The sequence below is a fragment of the Streptomyces sp. NPDC029296 genome (assembly GCF_055569255.1).
In genome coordinates this window covers 194,971-215,009 of the sequence record NZ_JBVHXT010000002.1, presented here as the reverse complement: position 1 = coordinate 215,009, position 20,039 = coordinate 194,971, and the positions used below count along the sequence as shown (strand labels likewise).

Sequence of the window (20,039 nt, the reverse complement as noted above, 5' to 3'; positions counted from 1 at the left end):
GCCGCGGCTCCCTGTGACCCTTACGGGTCGGGGAGGATCCGGCCGCCGGGTGTCATACCGCAGGCGTAGACGCGGTTGCCTCCGAGGGCTGACGCTTCCGCGCCGCCGATTTGGTCATATGGAAGCCACGGATATCACCACTCCTCACCGATTCGGGTGAGAATGGCGGCTCAGGGTTGACCAGCGTGAGAACGGCCGCCGCCGACGACGGAGGTAAGGCACACATGGCACCGTACGAATCCGACGACACAGTGGGCGCCGCACGCGACGAGGAGCCGCGCTCCGGCCGGCGCACAGCCGCCCGGTACGCCGTCCCGGTCGCGGTGGTGGGGGTGGCGGCGGCCACGATCGGGCTCGTCCCGGCGCTCGCCGACTCCGGCGACCCCGACCTGCCGAAGATCACCGCACAGCAGCTGATCGAGAAGATGGCCGCGTCGGACGTGCGGCAGCTGTCCGGCACCGTGAAGATCACCACAGATCTCGGCCTGCCCGACCTCGGCGGCCTGGAGGACGGCCTGCTCTCCGGCGGGGACCGGGACGGCTCCGGGGACGGCTCCTCCGCCGACCCGAAGTCCCGGTTCACCGAGCTGGCGTCCGGCATGCACACCCTGCGGATCGCGGCCGACGGCCCGGACCGGCAGAAGGTGTCACTGCTGGAGCGCGGCGCCGAGTACAGCCTCGTCCACGACGGCAAGGACGTCTGGGGCTACGACAGCAAGAGCAACGAGGTCTACCACTCCACCGCGGCCGGATCCGGCAAGGAGCGCCGCGCCGAGCCGCCGGCCACGCCCGAGGACTTCGCCGACGAGGCCCTGAAGTCGGTGGACGGCACCACGTCCGTCACCGTCGACGGCACCGCGCAGGTCGCCGGCCGCGACGCCTACAAGCTGCTGATCAAGCCCCGGCAGTCCGGCACCACGGTCGGCGCGATCAGCATCGCCGTGGACGCGAAGACGTGGACGCCGCTGAAGTTCACGCTCACCCCGAGGAGCGGCGGGGCCGCCGTGGTCGACGCCGGCTTCACCCAGGTCTCGTTCGCCCGGCCGGCCGCCTCCGTCTTCGACTTCACCCCGCCGAAGGGCGCGCGGGTCACCGAGGAGAAGGACACGGCGACCAAGGCGCCGGCCCCGGAGCACGGCGAGGACTTCGCCGGGGGCCTGAAGGGGCTGGACGTCCTCGGCGAGGGCTGGACGTCCGTCGCGAGCCTCGACACCGGCGCCAAGGGCGGCCTGCCGACCGGTTCCCAGGAGGGTGCCCTCGGCGGCTTCCTCGGCTCGCTCGGCGACCCGGTCTCGGGGAAGTTCGGCAAGGGCACGGTCTTCTCCACCCGCCTGGTCAACGCCCTGATCACCGACGACGGCAAGGTGTACGCCGGCCTGGTGACGAAGGAGACCCTGGTGAAGGCGGCCGACGCGGGGAAGTGACCCCACCGGGACCGACGAAACGAGGGGAAGCCGATGGACGAGCCGTCCACCGCGGACCGCGCTGCGGAGCGCACGCCTGCGCACGCTCCGGAAGACCCGCCCGCGCGCCCGCCGGAGGGCCCGTCCCCGGCGGGTGCGCCGGAACGGAACGCCCCCGGGGACGAGCGCGGGGGCGTGCCGGAGGGCGGCCCGGCGAGTGTCATCGACACGCGCGGGCTCACCAAGCGCTACCGCGGCGGGCAGCTCGCCGTGGACGGTCTCGACCTGGCCGTCCCGGCGGGCAGCGTCTTCGGCTTCCTCGGTCCGAACGGCTCCGGGAAGACCACCACCATCCGCATGCTGATGGGCCTCATCGAGCCGACCGCGGGCACGGTCCGGGTGCTGGGCCGCCCCATGCCCCGCTCGGCCCGTACGGTCCTGCCGCAGGTCGGCGCGCTCATCGAGGGCCCCGCCCTGTACGGCTTCCTCTCCGGCCGGGACAACCTGCTGCGCTACGACTCCGCCGACCCCACCGCCGACCCGCGCACCCGGCGCGCGCGCGTGGCCGCCGCGCTGGACCGGGTCGGCCTCGCGGCGGCCGCCGGCAAGAAGGCGAAGGCGTACTCGCTCGGCATGAAGCAGCGCCTGGGCCTGGCCGCCGCGCTGCTCCAGCCGCGCCGGCTGCTCGTCCTGGACGAGCCCACCAACGGCCTCGACCCCCAGGGCATGCGCGAGATCCGCACCCTGGTCAGGGAACTGGCCGCCGACGGCACGACCGTCTTCCTCTCCTCCCACCTGCTGGACGAGATCGAGCAGGTGTGCACCCACGCGGCGGTCATGGCGCGGGGCCGGCTCGTCACCCAGGGCGCGGTGGCCGACCTGGCGGCCGGGGCCCGCGGCCGGCTGGTGGTGACCACCCCGGACCCCGCCGAGGCGGCCCGGGTGCTGAAGGAGCTGGGCGTCGGGGACGTGGCCGCCGACGGCGACCGGGTCACCGGCGAACCGCCCGGCCGGGACCTCGCGGAGGTGACCGCGGCCCTGGTCACGGCCGGGGTCCGGGTCCGGGGCCTGACCGTCGAACGGGCCTCGCTGGAGGACGCGTTCGTGGCACTGACCGGGGAGGGTTTCGATGTCGCGGGCTGAGTCGTCCGAGGCCGTCGCCGTGCGCCGGCCGAACCCGCTGTGGGCCCTCGGGCTGCTGCGCGGCGAATTCGTCACCACCGTCCGGCGGTGGCGCACGCTCGCCCTGCTCGGGGTGCTGGCCGCGGTGCCGGTGCTGGTCGGGATCGCGGTGCGGATCGAGACCCGGGGCGGCGGACGGGTGAGCGGCGGGAGCGGCGAGGGACCGGCCTTCATCGCGCAGATCACCAACAACGGGCTGTTCCTGGTGTTCACCGCGCTGGCCGCGACCCTGCCGTTCTTCCTGCCGATGGCGGTCGGCGTCGTCGCCGGCGACGCGATCGCCGGGGAGGCGGGCGCGGGCACCCTGCGCTATCTGCTGGTGGCCCCGGCCGGCCGCACCCGGCTGCTGCTGACCAAGTACGCGACCGTGCTGGCCTTCTGCCTGCTGGCCACCCTGGTGGTCGCCGTCTCGGCGCTGGCCGTCGGCGCGCTGCTGTTCCCGCTCGGCGAGCTGACGACGATCTCCGGCACCCGGATCGGCCTCGGCGAGGGGCTGGCCCGCGCGCTGCTGATCGCCCTGGTCGTCGCGGCCTCCCTGGTGGGGGTCGCGGCCGTCGGCCTGTTCGTGTCGACCCTCACCAACAGCGGCATCGCGGCGATGGCGACCACGGTCGGCCTGCTCATCACCGTGCAGATCGTCGACCAGATACCCCAGCTGCACGCGGTTCAGCCGTACCTCTTCTCGCACTACTGGCTGTCGTTCGCCGACCTGATGCGCGACCCCGTCTACTGGGACGACCTGCTGCGCGACCTCGGCCTCCAGGCGCTGTACGCGGCCGTGTTCGGCTCGGCGGCGTGGGCCCGGTTCACGGCGAAGGACATCACCGCCTAGAGGCCGCCGCCCGGGGCCCGGACGGCGGCCTCTAGGCGGTCTCGTACGGGAAGCGCGCGAGGGGCGCGTCCTGCGCGAAGAACGTCTTGGCGCGCGCCAGCGCACCGGTGTCGTTCAGCACGTCCCCGGGCTTGCTGCCGCTGCCCAGCAGCACCCCGCCGAACCGCATCCCCATGTAGGCGGCCGAGTTGCGCAGGGTGCCGGCGTAGGGGTCGGCCACGGACAGCTCCTCGTCCGCGAGCGCGGCGACGCCCCAGAGGGTGCGCCCGGCCATCCGCGCCTTGAAGTCCAGGCCCGGGGTGCGCAGCCAGCCGGACCAGTAGTCGAGGTAGCGCTTGGTCTGGGCGGAGACCGAGTACCAGTACACCGGCGAGGCGATCACGATGTCCGTGGCCGCGAGCGTGGCGTCCAGCAGCACACCGGCCGGGGTGCCGGACGGCGGCCGTACGTGGTCGCTGTCGTGCCGCAGGTCCTCGAAGTCGGGCAGCGGCTGTTCCGTGAGGTCGATCCAGCGCTGTTCGACTCCGTCGGGGAGCTGCTCGGCGGCCCGGCGGGCCAGCGACTCGGTGTTGCCCTCGGTGCGGGCGCTGCCCAGGACGAAGAGAAAACGGCGGTCCATGTGGTCCCCCAGGTGCGTCAGGTCGTACCAACGAACAAGGCGTGTGCATCTTATGCATGCGCAACTAATCGGCGCCAGGGTTTATGCCGCCAAGGCGGCTGATGCGAGGCTGTGACGCCGCGGTGACGCGGTGGGCGTGGGCAGCCGACACACTGGTGGACAGGATGCGTACGACCGGATCGCGACGCCGGGGGACTGGAGGGACACCGATGGCTGGACTCAGCTTCGAGAAGAAGCGGGCGCCGCGGACCGCGGAGTACCCGGCGGCGGTGCCCGTCCGGGTGTACGGCGCGGGGAGCGCCTCGGTGGACGGGGTGCCGGTCGTCGCGGCGCCGGGCGAGGAGATCCAGCAGGCCGTCCTGAACCGCCTCCAGAGCCTGGCCATCAGCGTCGGCGCCCCCATACGGGCCACCATCCACGACGACCTCGCGGGCTGTGTGGTCCCGCTGGAGGTCTCGGCGGACGGCTCCAGCCGGATGACCGGCGAACCGGTACCGCTGGCCGCGCGCCGGACACCGGGCGCGGCGTCCGTGGAGGCGACGGGGCCGGGCACCGCCGAGCGGACGCCGGCCGGCCGGTTCGGGCCCCCGCCCGTGATGGACGCCCGGCCGGCACCCGCCGTCGCGCCGGTCACGCCGGGCTCGGGCACGGCACCGGGTGCGCCCCCGGCCTCGGGTACGGGTGCGGTGGCTTCGTACGCGGGCGCGGGCGTGGACCTGGCCGCGGTCTTCGGCTCGCCCGTCGACGAGCCGGCCCCCGCCCACACCCCGGCCCGCGGCTTCGACGCGGTCGCCGAGGAGGTGCTCGGGGACGGGCCGCTGACCGAGACCGCCGAGGGCGCGGAGCTGCTCGCCGAGCCGCTGGGCCGGATCAACGAGGCCGTGCGGGCGGGCCGTATCGACGCGGCGGCCCAGCTGGCCGAGCGGACGCTCGCCGAGGCGTCGGCCGTGTTCGGCCCGCACCACGCCGAAGTGCTGCACGTGCGCGAACTGTCCGCCTACATCGCCTATCTGGCGGACGACCCGGTGCGCGCCTGCCGGTTGTCGCTGGACCTCGCCCGGCTGCGCCGCGAGGCCCGGGACGGGGCGGCCGCCTACGGCAACGTGCGGAGCGCGGCGACCGCCTGGCGTGCCGTGCGCGACCCCGAGGAGGGCCTGCGGCTGGGCCGCGACCTGATCGGCCTGTGGGCGGAGCTCACCGCCGAGCCGGGCCCCGCGGCGGACGATCCGCGCCCGCTGGAGGCCGCCCGCGCCCGCATGGTCCGGCTGGCCGACCGCGCGGCCAAGGCGGCGCAGGCGTAGCGGCCGAGACCCCGGACCCCGCCCGGGGGCGCGGTCCGCGGGGTTACTGCACGCAGAATTCGTTGCCCTCCGGGTCCCGCATCAGGACCCACTCGCCTCCGGGCTCCCGTACCTCCCGGACCACCCGGGCCCCCAGCGCCTCCAGGCGTGCCACTTCCTCCGCGCGCCGCCCGGGGCCGGCGTGCAGGTCGAGGTGGAGGCGGTTCTTGCCTGTCTTCGCCTCCGGCACCCGCTGGAACAGCAGCCGCCGGCCGAGCCCGGTGCCGGTCTCGGGGTCGTACGGGTCGTCGGGGTGCCGTACGGCGATCAGGTCGCGGAAGGCGGGCCGCCCGTGGTACTCGACGGTGGCCTGTCCGGGCAGCGCGCCGGCGGACAGCAGCCGTTCGACGAGGGCGCTGTTGTCCTCGGCGGTGTAGTGCAGCGCGGCGGCCCAGAAGTCGGCCTGGCCGTGCGGGTCGGCCGCGTCGATGACGAGTTTCCAGTGCAGTGGGGCGGGCGCCTGTGTGGTCATGGCTCCCACTTATAGCCGCCGGCCTGGACGGAAGGGTCCGTTCCGTCCAGTCAGACGTCGGCCGGGGCCGACGCGGGGGTCTCGGCGGGGCGGGGCGCCGGCAGGGGGAGCCGGCGCGGGCGCCGGGTCAAGCGCAGCGCGTCGCCCGTGAGCAGCACCAGCGCCAGCCAGACCAGGGCGAACCCGGCCCACCGCTCGGGCGGCATGGCCTCGTGGAAGTAGAGGATGCCGAGCAGGAACTGGAAGACCGGCGCCAGGTACTGCAACAGGCCCAGGGTGGACAGGGGCACGCGGATCGCGGCTGCGCCGAAGCAGACCAGCGGCACCGCGGTGACGAGGCCGGTGGAGGCGAGCAGCGCGGCGTGTCCGGCGCCCTCCGCCGCGAACGTGGCGTTCCCCCGGGCGGCCAGCCAGATCAGGTAGCCGAGCGCCGGCAGGAACTGGATCGCGGTCTCGGCGGCCAGCGACTCCACCCCGCCGAGGTCGACCTTCTTCTTCACCAGCCCGTAGGTGGCGAAGGAGAAGGCGAGGCAGAGGGAGATCCACGGCGGGCGGCCGTAGCCGACGGTCAGGACGACGACGGCGGCGAGGCCGACCGCGACCGCCGCCCACTGCGCGGGCCGCAGCCGCTCCTTGAGGAGGAGCACGCCCATCGCGATGGTGACCAGCGGGTTGATGAAGTAGCCGAGCGAGGCCTCCACGACATGGCCCGCGTTGACCGCCCAGATGTACACGCCCCAGTTGACGGTGATCACGGCCGCCGCCACGGCGACCAGGCCGAGCCGCCGGGGCCGGCGCAGCAGTTCCCCGGCCCAGGCCCAGCGGCGCACGAAGAGCAGCGCGACGGCGACCACCACCAGGGACCACACCATCCGGTGGGCGAGGATCTCCGCGGCCCCGGCCGGTTTCAGCAGCGGCCAGAACAGGGGCACCAGGCCCCACATCCCGTAGGCGGCGAAGCCGTTCAGCAGGCCTGTACGGTGCTCACCCTCGGACTTCCCGGCCACCGGCCCCTCCTTCGTGCTCGCGTGAACCGTGCGGTCGCGCGAGCACGAAGGTAGCGCCGGGCGCCCTCCGATGTCATGTTCGTTTCGTCATACGGTCATGACAGGGGAGGGTGGTGCGGGTGTGGCGCGGCTTCCGGCCGGCCCGGGTCAGCCCTTCAGCGCGGCCGCGACCGCCTGCGCCAGCGGGGTGGTGGGACGACCGGTCAGCCGGGACAGGTCGCCGGAGGAGACGACCAGCTCGCCCTCGGCGATCGAGGCGTCCACGGCCGCGAGGAGCCCGGCCACCGGAGCGGGCAGCCCGGCGCCGGTCAGGATGCCGGTGAGGTCCTCCACCGAGACCGGCCGGTAGGTGATCTCCCGGCCGGTCTGCCGGCTCAGCTCGGCCGCGTACTCGGCGAAGCTCCACGCCTCGTCGCCGCCCAGCTCGTACGTCGCGTTCTCGTGGCCCTCGCCGGTCAGCACCGCGACCGCGGCGGCGGCGTAGTCGGCGCGGGCGGCCGAGGAGACCCGGCCGTCGCCGGCGGCCTGCACCACCGCGCCGTGCTCCAGCACCGGCGCCAGGTGCTCGGTGTAGTTCTCGTGGTACCAGCCGTTGCGCAGCAGGGTGTAGGGCACGCCGGAGGCGAGCAGCACCTTCTCGGTGGCCCGGTGGTCGTCCGCCAGCGCGGCCGTCAGGGTGCCGGGGGCGCTGGTGTAGGCGAGCAGCGCCACGCCGGCCGCCTTCGCCGCGTCGATGACGGCGGTGTGCTGGCGCACCCGGTCCTTGTGGACCTCGCTGCCCGAGATCAGCAGCACCTTGTCGCCGGCCGCGAACAGGCCGTCGAGGGTCTCGGGCGCGTTGTAGTCGGCGACGGCCAGCCGCACGCCCCGCGCGGCGAGGTCGGCGCCCTTGGCCGGGTCCCGTACGACGGCGGTGATCCGCTCCGCCGGGACCTTCTCCAGCAACTGCCCGACGACATGGCGGCCGAGGTGGCCGGTGGCTCCGGTGACGACGATGCTCATGGTTCCGCGACTCCTTGGTGGGATGCCTTGATGACACTCACCGTAAAGGCGGCGCTGTGGAATGGAAAGTACCCACTTTGAAGTAAGGTACTGGCATGTCGGTAAGCAAGGGTGGGGCGGTAAGCAGGAGTGGGGCGGACGCCGAGGCGCTGTGCCCGTACCGCCTCGTCCTGGAGCACGTCACCAGTCGCTGGGGCGTCCTCGTGCTGATCGAGCTGCTGGAGCGGCCCCACCGGTTCAGCGAGCTGCGCCGGGCGGTCGGCGTCTCGGCCGGCCGGACCGTCAGCGAGAAGATGCTCACCCAGACCCTCCAGACCCTGGAGCGCGACGGACTGGTGCACCGGGACGCCAGGCCGGTCATCCCGCCCCGCGTGGACTACTCGCTCACCGGCCTCGGCCGCGAGGCGGCACAGCAGGTGCGGGCCCTCGCCCGGTGGACGCGCGACCGCATGGACCGGGTCGAGGAGGCCCGCCGGGCGTACGACGAGGCCCGGGACGCGCGGTCCCGGGCCTCGTGAGTCGGCGGGTGGGTCAGCCGACGACCGTCCAGGTGTCCCCGCCCGCCAGCAGCGCGGCGAGGTCGCCCTTGCCGCGCTGTTCCACGGCGGTGTCGAGCTGCTCGGCCATCAGGGTGTCGTAGACCGGCCGCTCGACCGAGCGGAACACACCGATGGGGGTGTGGTGCAGGGTGTCCGGGTCGGCGAGCCGGGACAGGGCGAAGGCGGTGGTCGGGGACGCGGCGTGGGCGTCGTGGACCAGGATGTCCGCCTCGTTCTCCGGCGTCACGGTGACCACCTCCAGGTCGCCGGTGGCCCGGTCGCGCACGACGCCCCTCGCCCCGTCGGCGCCGAACCGGATCGGCTGCCCGTGCTCCAGCCGGATCAGCGCTTCGTCGGCCCGCTGCTTGTCCTTCAGCGCGTCGAAGGCGCCGTCGTTGAAGATGTTGCAGTTCTGGTAGATCTCGATCAGCGCGGTGCCCGGGTGGGCGGCCGCGGCGCGCAGTACCTCGGTGAGGTGCTTGCGGTCGGAGTCGATGGTGCGGGCCACGAAGGACGCCTCGGCACCGATCGCCAGCGACACCGGGTTGAAGGGCGCGTCCAGCGAGCCCATCGGCGTGGACTTGGTGATCTTGCCGACCTCGGAGGTGGGCGAGTACTGGCCCTTGGTCAGGCCGTAGATCCGGTTGTTGAACAGCAGGATCTTCAGGTTGACGTTGCGGCGCAGGGCGTGGATGAGGTGGTTGCCGCCGATGGACAGGGCGTCGCCGTCGCCGGTGACGACCCAGACGCTCAGGTCGCGGCGGGAGGCGGCCAGGCCCGTGGCGATGGCGGGGGCGCGGCCGTGGATGGAGTGCATCCCGTAGGTGTTCATGTAGTACGGGAAGCGGGAGGAGCAGCCGATGCCGGAGACGAAGACGATGTTCTCCCGGGCCAGGCCCAGTTCGGGCATGAAGCCCTGCACGGCCGCCAGGATCGCGTAGTCACCGCAGCCGGGGCACCAGCGCACCTCCTGGTCCGACTTGAAGTCCTTCATCGACTGCTTGGCCTCGGCCTTGGGGACCAGCTGGAGCAGCCCGTTGGTGGCGTCAGTCATCGATGGCCTCCTTCAGCGCCGCGGCGAGCTGTTCCGCCTTGAACGGCATGCCGTTGACCTGGTTGTAGGAGTGGGCGTCCACCAGGTACTCCGCCCGGATCAGGGTGGCGAGCTGCCCGAGGTTCATCTCGGGGATCACGACCTTGTCGTAGCCCTTCAGGACCGTGCCGAGGTTGCGCGGGAAGGGGTTGAGGTGGCGCAGGTGGGCCTGGGCGATCGATTCGCCGGCCGTCCGCAGCCGTCGTACGGCGGCGGTGATGGGGCCGTAGGTGGAGCCCCAGCCGAGGACGAGCGTCGTCGCGCCGTGCGGGTCGTCGACCTCCACGTCCGGCACGTCGATGCCGTCGATCTTGGCCTGCCGGGTGCGGACCATGAAGTCGTGGTTGGCCGGGTCGTAGGAGATGTTCCCCGTGCCGTCCTGCTTCTCGATGCCGCCGATGCGGTGTTCCAGGCCCGGGGTGCCCGGGATCGCCCACGGTCTGGCCAGGGTCTGCGGATCCCGCTTGTACGGCCAGAACACCTCGCTGCCGTCGGCCAGCGTGTGGTTCGGCGCCTGCGCGAACCGCACGCGCAGATCCGGCAGTTCCTCCGGCTCCGGGATGCGCCACGGCTCGGAGCCGTTGGCCAGATAGCCGTCCGACAGCAGCATCACCGGCGTGCGGTAGGTCAGCGCGATCCGGGCGGCCTCCAGGGCGGCGTCGAAGCAGTCCGCCGGGGTGCGCGGCGCCACGACGGGCACCGGGGCCTCGCCGTTGCGCCCGTACATCGCCTGGAGCAGGTCGGCCTGCTCGGTCTTGGTCGGCAGACCCGTGGAGGGGCCGCCGCGCTGGATGTCCACCACCAGCAGCGGCAGCTCCATCGAGACCGCCAGCCCGATCGTCTCCGACTTCAGGGCGACGCCGGGTCCCGAGGTGGTGGTCACGGCCAGGGAGCCGCCGAAGGCCGCGCCGAGCGCAGCGCCGATGCCCGCGATCTCGTCCTCGGCCTGGAAGGTGCGCACCCCGAAGTTCTTGTGCCGGGACAGTTCGTGCAGGATGTCCGAGGCCGGGGTGATCGGGTACGAGCCCAGGAACAGCGGCAGGTCCGCCTGGCGGGAGGCCGCGATCAGGCCGTAGGCCAGGGCGAGGTTGCCGGAGATGTTGCGGTAGGTGCCCACGGGGAACGCCTTGGCGGCCGGGGCGACCTCGTAGGAGACCGCGAAGTCCTCCGTGGTCTCGCCGAAGTTCCAGCCCGCCCGGAACGCGGCGATGTTCGCCGCCATGATCTCCGGCTTCCTGGCGAACTTGGACTTCAGGAACTTCTCCGTGCCCTCGGTGGGCCGGTGGTACATCCAGGACAGCAGACCGAGGGCGAACATGTTCTTGCTGCGCTCGGCCTCCTTGCGGGAGAGGTCGAACTCCTTGAGCGCCTCCACCGTCAGGGTGGTCAGCGGCACGGGGTGGAGGTGGTAGCCGTCGAGGGAGCCGTCGTGCAGCGGGTCGCTCGCGTAACCGACCTTCTGCAGGGCCCGCTTGGTGAACTCGTCGGTGTTGACGATGAGCTCGGCGCCGCGCGGGAGGTCGCCGACGTTGGCCTTCAGAGCGGCCGGGTTCATCGCCACCAGGACGTTCGGCGCGTCCCCGGGGGTGAGGATGTCGTGGTCGGCGAAGTGGAGCTGGAAGGACGAGACCCCGGGCAGCGTGCCGGCGGGGGCACGGATCTCCGCGGGGAAGTTCGGGAGCGTGGAGAGGTCGTTGCCGAAGGAAGCGGTCTCCGAGGTGAACCGGTCACCGGTGAGCTGCATGCCGTCACCCGAGTCCCCCGCGAACCGGATGATCACCCGGTCCAGGCGCCGCACGTCCTTCGCGTCGCCCGGTTTGCGCTGCTCTCCCACGACGGTTCCGTCGGTCTGCTCCGCTGGGCTGCTGACCTGGCTGGTCACTGAACTGGACCTCCTTCGAGGCGGCTGTCCGGGGCCTGGTCGTCATGGTCGTCCCACGGACCATCCCAGGATCAACCCTACGTCGGTCAGGGTCGCCCTCCCGAGGCCATCCGCGGATCGGACGACATTTTCGAGAGGGCCTGTCGCGCTGGCTTCACATCATGTCCCGCATCACGGAAGCGCCGCTCACGGCGCTTCCGCGCGTCTTCAGGTTTGCTCCCGCGGCCGCCCCGTACGGGCCCTGTTCCCGGGCCTGCCCGAGGGGCCCGCTCAGGAGTTCAGATAGGTGAGCACGGCCAGTACCCGTCGGTGGTCACCGTCGCTCGGGGCCAGGCCGAGCTTCAGGAAGATGTTGCTGACGTGCTTCTCCACGGCGCCGTCGCTGACCACCAGCTGCCGGGCGATCGCCGAGTTCGTCCGTCCCTCCGCCATCAGCCCGAGCACCTCGCGCTCCCGGGGGGTCAGTCCGGCCAGCACGTCCTGCTTGCGGCTGCGGCCGAGCAGCTGCGCGACCACCTCCGGGTCCAGCGCCGTGCCGCCCTCGGCCACCCGCACCACCGCGTCGACGAACTCCCGTACGTCCGCGACCCGGTCCTTGAGCAGATAGCCCACGCCCCGGCTGGAACCGGCCAGCAGCTCGGTGGCGTAACGCTCCTCCACGTACTGCGACAGCACGAGCACCCCGAGCCCCGGGTGCAGCCGGCGCAGCGTCACGGCCGCGCGGACGCCCTCGTCGGTGTGCGTCGGCGGCATCCGTACGTCCGCCACGACCACGTCGGGCAGCTCACCGCGGCCGTCCAGGTCGGCGATGGTCTTCACCAACGCGTCCGCGTCGCCGACGCCGGCCACGACGTCGTGCCCGCGGTCGGTCAGCAGCCGGGTCAGGCCCTCTCTGAGCAGCACCGAGTCCTCGGCGATGACCACTCGCACCCTGTCCTCCACGATCTTCCGGTCCCCCACAGCGCGATCCGTCACGGCGGCGTCCGCCCCCGGCCGCCCGCCGCCTTACGGACCACCAGCATTCCAGGCTTCGGCCGGAAGCGCCGCCGTACCAGGGGAAAGATCAGGGAGCGGACGCGTTGACCCCCGACCGCGCCAGGGGAAAGATCCGGGGCTGGGCGGGTTGTCCCCGGCCGCGACGGGGGAAGGACCCGCCGTTCCGGGGGAACGTCCAGGCGGCGACACGTCGATTTCCGGCCGGACCCGCCGATCCCTCGGTTGGACGGGCCGATCGCCGGCCGGGCTCGGTGATCCTCGGCTGGACCTGTCGACCCTCCGCCGGGCCTTTCGGCCTGCGGCCGTCGGGTCGGTTCCCTGCCGGACTCTTCGGTCCTCGGCCGTCGGGTCGACTCCCCGCCGGGCCCTTTGGTCTGCGGTTGTCGGGCCGATTCCCTGCCGGGCTCTGTGGTCTGCGGCCGTCGGGTCGATCCGCGGCCGGATCCGTCGGTTCTCGGCCGGTCGGGTCGATCGGCGGCCGGGCTCGGTGATCCTCGGCCGGATCCGTCGGTCCTCGGCCGGTCGGGTCGATCGGCGGCCGGGCTCGGTGATCCTCGGCTGGACCTGTCGACCCTCCGCCGGGCCCTTCGGTCCTCGGCCGGGCCCGCCGTTTCCCCCGCCGGACGGGTCCGTTCACTGCCGGACCCGGGAATGATCCGGGGCCAGGCGGGGCGGCCTCGGTCCGGCCGGGGGCGGGCCCGACTCGGCAGGGGTGGTTCCGGAGGTGGGGGCAGGGGGGTACGGAGGCGGGCACGTCGGTCGCGGGCCGGACCGGGGCCGGCGGTGCGCCCCCGCCGCGACAGGGCGGGAGCCGGGGCCGTACGTACGGCCTGGTGCTCAGGTGCGCCAGGGGAGTTCCGCGATGACCCGGGTGGGGCCGCCGGACGGGGAGTCGATCACGAGGACGCCGTCCACCGCGTCCAGCCGGGCCGCGAGTCCGGCCAGCCCCGAGCCACGGGCGAGGTCCGCGCCGCCCACGCCGTCGTCGCTCACCTGGAGCATCAGCCGGTCGTCCGCCCGCCACACGTCGACCGAGGCGGTGCGGGCCCCGCTGTGCTCGCCGACATTGCGCAGCAGCTCGGAGACGGTGAAGTAGGCGATGCCCTCGATGGCCGCCGCCGGCCGGGCCGGCAGGTCGACCTCCACCCGCACCGGCACCGCGCAGCGGGAGGCGACCGACGACAGCGCCGCGTCCAGGCCGCGGTCGGTGAGCACGGCCGGGTGGATGCCCCGCGCGAGGTCGCGCAGCTCCTGGAGGGCCGTCTTCACCTCGCCGTGCGCCTCCTCCACCATCCGCGCCGCCGCCCGCGGATCCTCCCGCAGCTTCTCCTTGGCCAGTCCCAGGTCCATGGCCAGACCGGCCAGCCGGGCCTGGGCGCCGTCGTGCAGGGCCCGCTCGATGCGGCGCAGATCGGCGGCGGCGGTGTCGATCACGGCACCCCGGTCCGACTCCAGCTCCACCACCCGCGCCGACAGCGGCGACGGCCCGAGCAGCCCCCGCACCAGCAGCCCGTCCACCGTCGTCAACGCTCGCACCAGCCACGGGTTGACCAGCGTGAACACCAGCCCGACCAGCGCGGCCAGCGCGATCTCGAACGGGTTGTCCACGTAGACGCTGTGGTGGCTGTCGCCGTACAGCTGGATACCGCTCTGGCCGGCGTAGACCGGGAGCACCCAGAACCACAGCGGGTACGTCAGCAGCGACCAGCCGAGGGACCAGAAGGTCACCACCACCGAGAACGAGAACACCGCCCACGGGAACTGCACCAGCGTGTACAGCGCCTGCCGCCAGGACGAGCCGCTCTTCAGGACCGCGCCCATCCAGGCCACCGGGCCCGGCTTGCCCGGACGCAGCGGCTCCGGGTCGGCCACCCGCACGTCCAGCAGACCGCGCGCCCGCGCCCGCTCCAGCACCCCGAAGCCCCGGCACCCGGCCAGCGCCGCCGCCAGCACCGGGATGCCGAGGAAGGTCACCAGCAGGCCCGCGCCGAGGGAGACCATCGTCACCGTCCAGCAGAACAGCACGACGGCGATCGGCAGGCTCAGCAGCACGTACCCGAACTCCCGCCAGCTGCGCGCCTCGAACGGCGCCCGCAGCCCGGCCGGCAGCCGGTGCGGCCGTTCGCTCCGGTAGGCGTACCCCTGTCCGTACTCCGTGGCCATCGGTGTCGTCCCGTTCTGCTCGTCCATGCGGTGGTCCCGCCGTACTTCCAGGGTGGTCCGTCGCGTGCTCCGGGGACATGGAGGCCGTCGGCGTCTCGTACGGGGGGTTTTCCCCACCCCGTACCGGCCGCTCGGTCTCCCCGCGCGGCTCGGTCGGGTCCCCGCGCGCGGCCGAGCCCGGTCCCGCGTACGGCCCGTCCGGGGGCCGTGCGAGACCACCCAACCGCCGCACCCGGCCCCTGCGCGGCGGTTACTCCTGCCGGTCCCGCCAGGGCAGTTCCGCCGTCACCACCGTGGGGCCGCCGGCCGGGGAGTCGACCACGAACAGGCCGTCCACCGCGCCCAGCCGCTCCGCGAGGCCTCGCATGCCGCTGCCCGCGTCGAGCCGGGCGCCGCCCCGGCCGTCGTCCCGGACCTGGAGGATCAGCCGGTCGTCCGCCCGCCAGGCGTCGACCGAGGCGGTGCGGGCCCCGCTGTGCTTGCTGACGTTCTGCAGCAGCTCGGAGACGGTGAAGTAGGCGATGCCCTCGATGGCCGCCGCCGGCCGGGCCGGCAGGTCCACGCTCACCTTCACCGGCACCGTGCAGCGGGAGGCGACGGACGACAGCGCCGCGTCCAGGCCGCGGTCGGTGAGCACGGCCGGGTGGATGCCCCGGGCCAGATCGCGCAGCTCCTGGAGGGCCAGCTTCACCTCGCCGTGCGCCTCCTCCACCATCGCCGCCGCCGTGTCGGGGTCCTCCGTCAGCTTCTCCTTGGCCAGACCCAGCCCCATCGCCAGGTTGACCAGCCGGGCCTGGGCCCCGTCGTGCAGATCCCGCTCGATCCGGCGCAGATCCGCCGCCGCCGTGTCCACCACGACCCCGCGGTCGGACTCCAGTTCGGCGATCCGGCGCTCCAGCTCGTCCGAGGGCGACAGCAGCCCGCGCACCATCGCCCGGTCCAGGTTCGCCATCAGCCGCGCCAGATACGGCAGCACCGGCCACAGCACGAACAGCGAGGTCAGCACGGTGACGAAGGTGAGGATGCCCCACGGCAGCCGGATCACGTCGTACAGCAGGGTGCGCCAGCCCACCGGATCCTTCAGCGCCATCCACACCCGCTGCACCGGCCCCCCGCTCCGGGCGAACGGCAGCGGCGACGGCTCCTCCACCCGCACCCCGAGCAGCGCCCGGGCCCGGGCCCGCTCCACCTTGCCCAGCTGCCGGGAGACGAGCAGGGAGAACGCGAGCAGCGGAAGCCCGATCACGGTGAGGGTGAGGGCGCCGCCGACGGCCAGCACGGTGACCGCGTACGTGAAGCCGAACACCGCCACCGGCAGGTTCAGCAGCAGGTGCGCGATCTCCTTCCAGGTGTGCGCGTCGTAGGCCGGCCGGGGCGGGGGCAGCCGGTGCGAGCCGTCGGGGCCGTCGTCTGCGTCGGTGCCGGCGCTCGGGGCGGCGGCGGGGCTGGGAGCGGTCATGCTGGTCAGCCTGCCGTGTCCGGCACCGTTCCCGCCATGCGGTACACCGCCCTGCCCCGCCGGGGGAAAACCCCACCCCCGGCCCGTCCGGGCCGTCCCGCGGCGTGACGGGCCGCTTACCCGCTCTTTATCAGGGCCTAGACTCGCGTGCGTACAGATCCTCGAATCACGAGGCATCACCCGGTGCACTGAGATCACCACGGTCACGAGGTCAGGGAGCGAGGGACGCCACGGTGCGGGAGACGTTGGGAGACTCGGCGGTCGCCGCGGGGCACGTCGTCGCGGCCGGCTACTTCCGGTCCTACTCGGTGGTAGGGCTGCTCGCCGTCGTCGGCGTGCTGTTCGTCGCGGTCGCCTTCGGCGCCGGCCGCCTGCTCCGCCCGGTCGTGCCGACCCCGGAGAAGCTGCTCACCTACGAGTGCGGTGTCGACCCCGTCGGCGAGGGCTGGGCCCACACCCAGGTCCGCTACTACGTCTACGCCTTCCTCTACGTGATCTTCGCGGTCGACTCGATCTTCCTGTTCCCCTGGGCGACGGTCTTCGCCGCCCCCGGCTACGGCGCGGCGACCCTGGTGGAGATGTTCGTCTTCCTCGGCTTCCTCGCCGTGGGCCTGCTCTACGCATACAAGAAGGGCGTCCTGGCATGGACGTGAACCCGGACCCCGTTTCCCTGCCCGAGCCCAAGCGGCTGGGGGCGCTGGCGCGGCTCGCCCCCGAACCGATGAAGGTGGTCCTGAACTGGGGCCGCCGCTACTCGCTGTGGGTGTTCAACTTCGGCCTCGCCTGCTGCGCGATCGAGTTCATCGCCGCGTCGATGGCCCGCCACGACTTCATCCGCCTCGGCGTCATCCCCTTCGCGCCGGGCCCCCGCCAGGCCGACCTGATGGTCGTGTCCGGCACGGTCACGGACAAGATGGCCCCGGCCGTCAAGCGGCTGTACGAGCAGATGCCCGAGCCGAAGTACGTCATCTCCTTCGGCGCCTGCTCCAACTGCGGCGGCCCCTACTGGGACTCCTACTCCGTCACCAAGGGCGTCGACCAGATCATCCCGGTGGACGTCTACGTCCCCGGCTGCCCGCCGCGCCCCGAGGCGCTGCTCCAGGGCATCCTCAAGCTCCAGGAGAAGATCGCCCGCGAGTCGCTGGGGGAGCGGTACGGCGACCGGACCGCCCGGCCGTCCGCCGCGGCCCTGCGGAGCGGGCTGGTACGGCCCCCGGCGCCGGCCGCCGAGGAGGGCCCGCGATGAGCACGTCCGCCGGCTGGCTGCCCGCCCCCGCCGAGGAACTGTTCGGCACGGACGCCACGGCGGAGGAGTCGTACGACCTCCTGACCGTGGACGTGCCGCCGTCCGCCTGGCTCACCGCCCTGGAGACGGCCCGTACGACCCTGTCCTGCACCTACTTCGACTGGCTGAGCGCGGTCGACGAACCGGGCACGGGCTTCCGGGTCGCCGCGCACGTCGTCGCCCTGCACCCGGTGCGCCGCCTCCTCGTCCGTACGACGGTCCCGCACGAGGCACCCGTCCTGCCCTCCGCCGTCGGCGTCTACGCGGGCGCCGGCTGGCACGAGCGCGAGACCCACGAGATGTTCGGCGTCGTCTTCGAGGGCCACCCGGGGCTGGAGCACCTCCTCCTCCCGGAGACCTTCGAGGGCCACCCCCTCCGCAAGGACTTCGTGCTCGCCGCGCGCGTCGCCAAGGCGTGGCCGGGCGCGAAGGAGCCGGGCGAGTCCGAGCACGGCGGCCCCAAGCGCCGCCAGATGCTGCCCCCCGGCGTCCCCGACCCCAACGAATGGGGCCCCCTGAAGGGCCAGCTCCCGCCGGCCCCGGCCCGCCCGGCCCGAACGGCCAGAACGGCGACGGCCCGCCCGGCGGCCGACCGCCCGGTCCGCCGCACCCGCTCGGCATCGGAGGGTTCGGCGAGCCAGGCGGCCCAGGCGGAGGCCGCGACCCCGGACGCGGGTGCGGGTGCTCCCGCGCGGCCGCGCCGGACGCGCAGTGCGAGCGAAGGCTCGGCGAGCCAGGCGGCCCGGCCTGGTGCCGCTGTTCCGGGTGCGGGCGGTCCCGCGCGGCCGCGTCGGACGCGGAGCGCGAGCGAGGGCTCGGCGAGCCAGGCGGCGGCCCGGGCCGAGGACGCGGCGACGCACCAGCAGGCCGCGGCCGAGGGCGATGCCACGGGTGCGGCGGCGCAGGGACCGGCGGAAGGCCCGGCCGCCGAGGCCTCGGTGGCCTACGAGCCCGGTGCCGTGCCCACCCCGCCGCGCCGCGCCCGCAGCGCCTCGGAGGGCTCGGCCTCCCAGCGCGCCGGGGCCCCGCGCAGCGCGGACGCCCCCTGGCACCACGCCCGCCCGGCCTTCGACGAGGCGGAACCCACCCCGGAACAGGAGCCGGCCCGCGCCGACGAGCCGCAGCCCGAGCGCGCCCCGGAACCGGCGACGAGGCGCGAGCCGAGACCGGAGCCGGAACCGGGGCCGCGGCAGGCACCGGCCCGGGAGACGGAAGCGAAGCCCGCACCCCGCCCGGACCCGGCCCCCCAGCCGACACCCCGCGAGACCCAGGCACCCGAGTCCGGTCCGGCGTCCGAGCCCGGTCCGGCGTCCGAGTCCGGTCAGGTATCCGAGCCGGGGCAGCCATCCGAGTCCGGTCCGGCGTCCGAGTCCGGTCCGGCGTCCGAGCCGGGACAGCCACCCGAGTCCGGCCAGGCGCCCGAGTCCGGCCAGGCGCCCGAGCCGGGGCAGCCATCCGAGTCCGGTCCGGCGTCCGAGTCCGGTCCGGCGTCCGAGCCCGGTCCGGCGTCCGAGTCCGGTCCGGCATCTGAGCCGGGGCAGCCATCCGAGTCCGGTCCGGCGTCCGAGTCCGGTCCGGCGTCCGAGCCGGGACAGCCACCCGAGTCCGGCCAGGCGCCCGAGTCGGGTCAGCCATCCGAGCCCGGTCCGGCGCCCGAGCCCGGTCCGGCGCCCGAGTCCGGTCCGGCGTCCGAGCCCGGACGGGTACCCCGACCCGACCCGGCCCCCGAGTCCCGGCCCGCCACCCCCCGGCCCCCGATCACCCCCGACGACCCCGACCCCGCAGGAGGCCCGCAGTGAACGACGTACTGGACGTCGCGCTGCGGCTCCTCGTCGTGTTCGTCGTCTTCCTCACCCTCCCGCTGATCGTCGGCCAGACCGAGCACAAGGTGATGGCGCACATGCAGGGCCGCCTGGGCCCGATGTACGCCGGCGGCTTCCACGGCTGGGCCCAGCTGGTCGCCGACGGGGTGAAGTTCGCGCAGAAGGAGGACGTGGTCCCGGCCGGCGCCGACCGCCGCGTCTTCCAGCTCGCCCCCGCCGTGGCCCTGCTGCCGTACCTCCTCGTGCTGCTCGCCATCCCGATCGGCCCGGGCGAGGGAGCCGTCGGCCAGGTCCTGGACGCCGGCGTGTTCTTCGTCCTCGCGGTGATGGGCGTCGGCGTGCTCGGCTCGCTGATGGCCGGCTGGGCCAGCGCCAACAAGTTCTCCCTGCTCGGCGGCCTGCGCACGGCCGCCCAGCTGCTCGCCTACGAACTGCCGATGCTGCTGGCCGCGGCCTCGGTCGCGATGGCGGCCGGCACCGTCTCCCTGCCCGGCATCCTGCACGCCTTCCACTGGTGGTGGCTGCCCTGGCAGATCGTCGGCGCGATCGTCTTCTTCGTCGCCGGACTCGCCGAACTGCAACGCCCGCCGTTCGACATGCCGGTCGCCGACTCCGAGATCATCTTCGGCGCCTACACCGAGTACACCGGCCTGCGCTTCGCCCTGTTCCTGCTCGCCGAGTACGCCGGCATCGTCGTCCTGTGCGGCCTGACCACCGTCCTCTTCCTCGGCGGCTGGCACGGCCCGTGGGGCGCCGACGGCCTCGGCTGGGTGTGGACCCTGCTGAAGACCGCGATCCTCGCCTTCCTGGTGATCTGGCTCCGCGTGACCTATCCGCGGCTGCGCGAGGACCAGCTCCAGAAACTGTCCTGGACCCTCCTCGTCCCCCTCTCCCTCGCCCAGATCGCCCTCACCGGCGTCGTCAAGGTGGTGATCCGGTAAC

Annotated in this window: 18 protein-coding genes; 9 read left to right on the top strand and 9 right to left on the bottom strand. The window is 73.7% G+C overall.

Annotated features, from left to right (window positions below; translation table 11 throughout):
• Nucleotides 1-224 precede the first annotated feature (224 nt).
• Genes ACZ4W9_RS02495 through ACZ4W9_RS02485 form a run of 3 tightly spaced genes read left to right on the top strand, consistent with a single transcriptional unit; the run spans nucleotide 225 to nucleotide 3,417 of the window.
• A complete protein-coding gene (locus ACZ4W9_RS02495) occupies nucleotides 225-1,424 on the top strand; it encodes a LolA family protein (RefSeq protein ID WP_467932626.1) in 1,200 nt (399 codons plus the stop codon).
• A 33-nt stretch (nucleotides 1,425-1,457) separates the two neighbouring features.
• Nucleotides 1,458-2,546, top strand: a complete 1,089-nt coding sequence (locus ACZ4W9_RS02490) for an ABC transporter ATP-binding protein (RefSeq protein ID WP_467932624.1) — start codon at nucleotides 1,458-1,460, stop codon at nucleotides 2,544-2,546.
• Nucleotides 2,533-3,417 carry an ABC transporter permease gene (locus tag ACZ4W9_RS02485; RefSeq protein ID WP_467932623.1) on the top strand — a complete coding sequence of 295 codons (885 nt, stop codon included), beginning with the start codon at nucleotides 2,533-2,535 and terminating at the stop codon, nucleotides 3,415-3,417. The genes ACZ4W9_RS02490 and ACZ4W9_RS02485 overlap by 14 nt, the downstream gene beginning before the upstream one ends.
• A 31-nt stretch (nucleotides 3,418-3,448) precedes the next feature.
• Here the strand turns inward: ACZ4W9_RS02485 and ACZ4W9_RS02480 are convergent, their stop codons facing one another.
• Nucleotides 3,449-4,036, bottom strand: a complete 588-nt coding sequence (locus ACZ4W9_RS02480) for a flavodoxin family protein (RefSeq protein WP_467932622.1) — start codon at nucleotides 4,034-4,036, stop codon at nucleotides 3,449-3,451.
• Between the two features lie 209 nt (nucleotides 4,037-4,245).
• Between ACZ4W9_RS02480 and ACZ4W9_RS02475 the strand changes: the two genes are divergently transcribed.
• On the top strand, nucleotides 4,246-5,337 hold the full coding sequence (locus ACZ4W9_RS02475; RefSeq protein ID WP_467932620.1) for a hypothetical protein: 1,092 nt from the start codon (nucleotides 4,246-4,248) through the stop codon (nucleotides 5,335-5,337).
• A gap of 43 nt (nucleotides 5,338-5,380) precedes the next feature.
• Here ACZ4W9_RS02475 and ACZ4W9_RS02470 read toward each other — a convergent pair whose 3' ends face one another.
• The 3 genes from ACZ4W9_RS02470 to ACZ4W9_RS02460 form a co-directional block, all read right to left on the bottom strand.
• A complete protein-coding gene (locus ACZ4W9_RS02470) occupies nucleotides 5,381-5,848 on the bottom strand; it encodes a VOC family protein (RefSeq protein WP_467932619.1) in 468 nt (155 codons plus the stop codon).
• Nucleotides 5,849-5,898: 50 nt separating this feature from the next.
• Nucleotides 5,899-6,855, bottom strand: a complete 957-nt coding sequence (gene rarD / locus ACZ4W9_RS02465; RefSeq protein ID WP_467932618.1) for an EamA family transporter RarD — start codon at nucleotides 6,853-6,855, stop codon at nucleotides 5,899-5,901.
• A gap of 147 nt (nucleotides 6,856-7,002) precedes the next feature.
• Complete coding sequence (locus ACZ4W9_RS02460; protein WP_467932616.1) at nucleotides 7,003-7,857, bottom strand: SDR family oxidoreductase; 855 nt, start codon at nucleotides 7,855-7,857, stop codon at nucleotides 7,003-7,005.
• A 95-nt stretch (nucleotides 7,858-7,952) separates the two neighbouring features.
• On the opposite strand from ACZ4W9_RS02460, the gene ACZ4W9_RS02455 reads away from it, so the two are divergent.
• Nucleotides 7,953-8,375 carry a winged helix-turn-helix transcriptional regulator gene (locus tag ACZ4W9_RS02455; RefSeq protein ID WP_467932615.1) on the top strand — a complete coding sequence of 141 codons (423 nt, stop codon included), beginning with the start codon at nucleotides 7,953-7,955 and terminating at the stop codon, nucleotides 8,373-8,375.
• A 13-nt stretch (nucleotides 8,376-8,388) separates the two neighbouring features.
• Here the strand turns inward: ACZ4W9_RS02455 and ACZ4W9_RS02450 are convergent, their stop codons facing one another.
• The 5 genes from ACZ4W9_RS02450 to ACZ4W9_RS02430 all read right to left on the bottom strand — a co-directional run bounded on the left by ACZ4W9_RS02450 (nucleotide 8,389) and on the right by ACZ4W9_RS02430 (nucleotide 15,989).
• Nucleotides 8,389-9,450 (bottom strand): 2-oxoacid:ferredoxin oxidoreductase subunit beta, encoded by a 1,062-nt coding sequence (locus ACZ4W9_RS02450; RefSeq protein WP_467932614.1) that lies wholly within the window; start codon nucleotides 9,448-9,450, stop codon nucleotides 8,389-8,391.
• A complete protein-coding gene (locus ACZ4W9_RS02445; protein ID WP_467932613.1) occupies nucleotides 9,443-11,371 on the bottom strand; it encodes a 2-oxoacid:acceptor oxidoreductase subunit alpha in 1,929 nt (642 codons plus the stop codon). The genes ACZ4W9_RS02450 and ACZ4W9_RS02445 overlap by 8 nt, the downstream gene beginning before the upstream one ends.
• Before the next feature lie 270 nt (nucleotides 11,372-11,641).
• Entirely contained in the window at nucleotides 11,642-12,301 is a 660-nt protein-coding gene (locus ACZ4W9_RS02440) for a LuxR C-terminal-related transcriptional regulator (protein ID WP_467932766.1), read from the bottom strand.
• Nucleotides 12,302-13,204: 903 nt separating this feature from the next.
• Nucleotides 13,205-14,530, bottom strand: coding sequence for a sensor histidine kinase (locus ACZ4W9_RS02435; protein ID WP_467932765.1), 1,326 nt, complete (start codon nucleotides 14,528-14,530; stop codon nucleotides 13,205-13,207).
• A 250-nt stretch (nucleotides 14,531-14,780) separates the two neighbouring features.
• Nucleotides 14,781-15,989 (bottom strand): sensor histidine kinase, encoded by a 1,209-nt coding sequence (locus ACZ4W9_RS02430; protein ID WP_467932611.1) that lies wholly within the window; start codon nucleotides 15,987-15,989, stop codon nucleotides 14,781-14,783.
• A gap of 233 nt (nucleotides 15,990-16,222) precedes the next feature.
• Here ACZ4W9_RS02430 and ACZ4W9_RS02425 point away from each other — a divergent pair, with 233 nt between their 5' ends.
• The 4 genes from ACZ4W9_RS02425 to ACZ4W9_RS02410 are packed head-to-tail and all read left to right on the top strand — an operon-like array spanning nucleotide 16,223 to nucleotide 20,038.
• Nucleotides 16,223-16,642, top strand: coding sequence for an NADH-quinone oxidoreductase subunit A (locus ACZ4W9_RS02425; RefSeq protein WP_030778387.1), 420 nt, complete (start codon nucleotides 16,223-16,225; stop codon nucleotides 16,640-16,642).
• Nucleotides 16,633-17,235 carry an NADH-quinone oxidoreductase subunit B gene (locus ACZ4W9_RS02420; protein WP_467932610.1) on the top strand — a complete coding sequence of 201 codons (603 nt, stop codon included), beginning with the start codon at nucleotides 16,633-16,635 and terminating at the stop codon, nucleotides 17,233-17,235. Before ACZ4W9_RS02425 ends, ACZ4W9_RS02420 begins: the two co-directional genes overlap by 10 nt.
• Entirely contained in the window at nucleotides 17,232-19,073 is a 1,842-nt protein-coding gene (locus tag ACZ4W9_RS02415) for an NADH-quinone oxidoreductase subunit C (protein ID WP_467932608.1), read from the top strand. Before ACZ4W9_RS02420 ends, ACZ4W9_RS02415 begins: the two co-directional genes overlap by 4 nt.
• Nucleotides 19,070-20,038 (top strand): complex I subunit 1/NuoH family protein, encoded by a 969-nt coding sequence (locus ACZ4W9_RS02410; protein WP_467932607.1) that lies wholly within the window; start codon nucleotides 19,070-19,072, stop codon nucleotides 20,036-20,038. The genes ACZ4W9_RS02415 and ACZ4W9_RS02410 overlap by 4 nt, the downstream gene beginning before the upstream one ends.
• Nucleotide 20,039 lies beyond the last annotated feature (1 nt).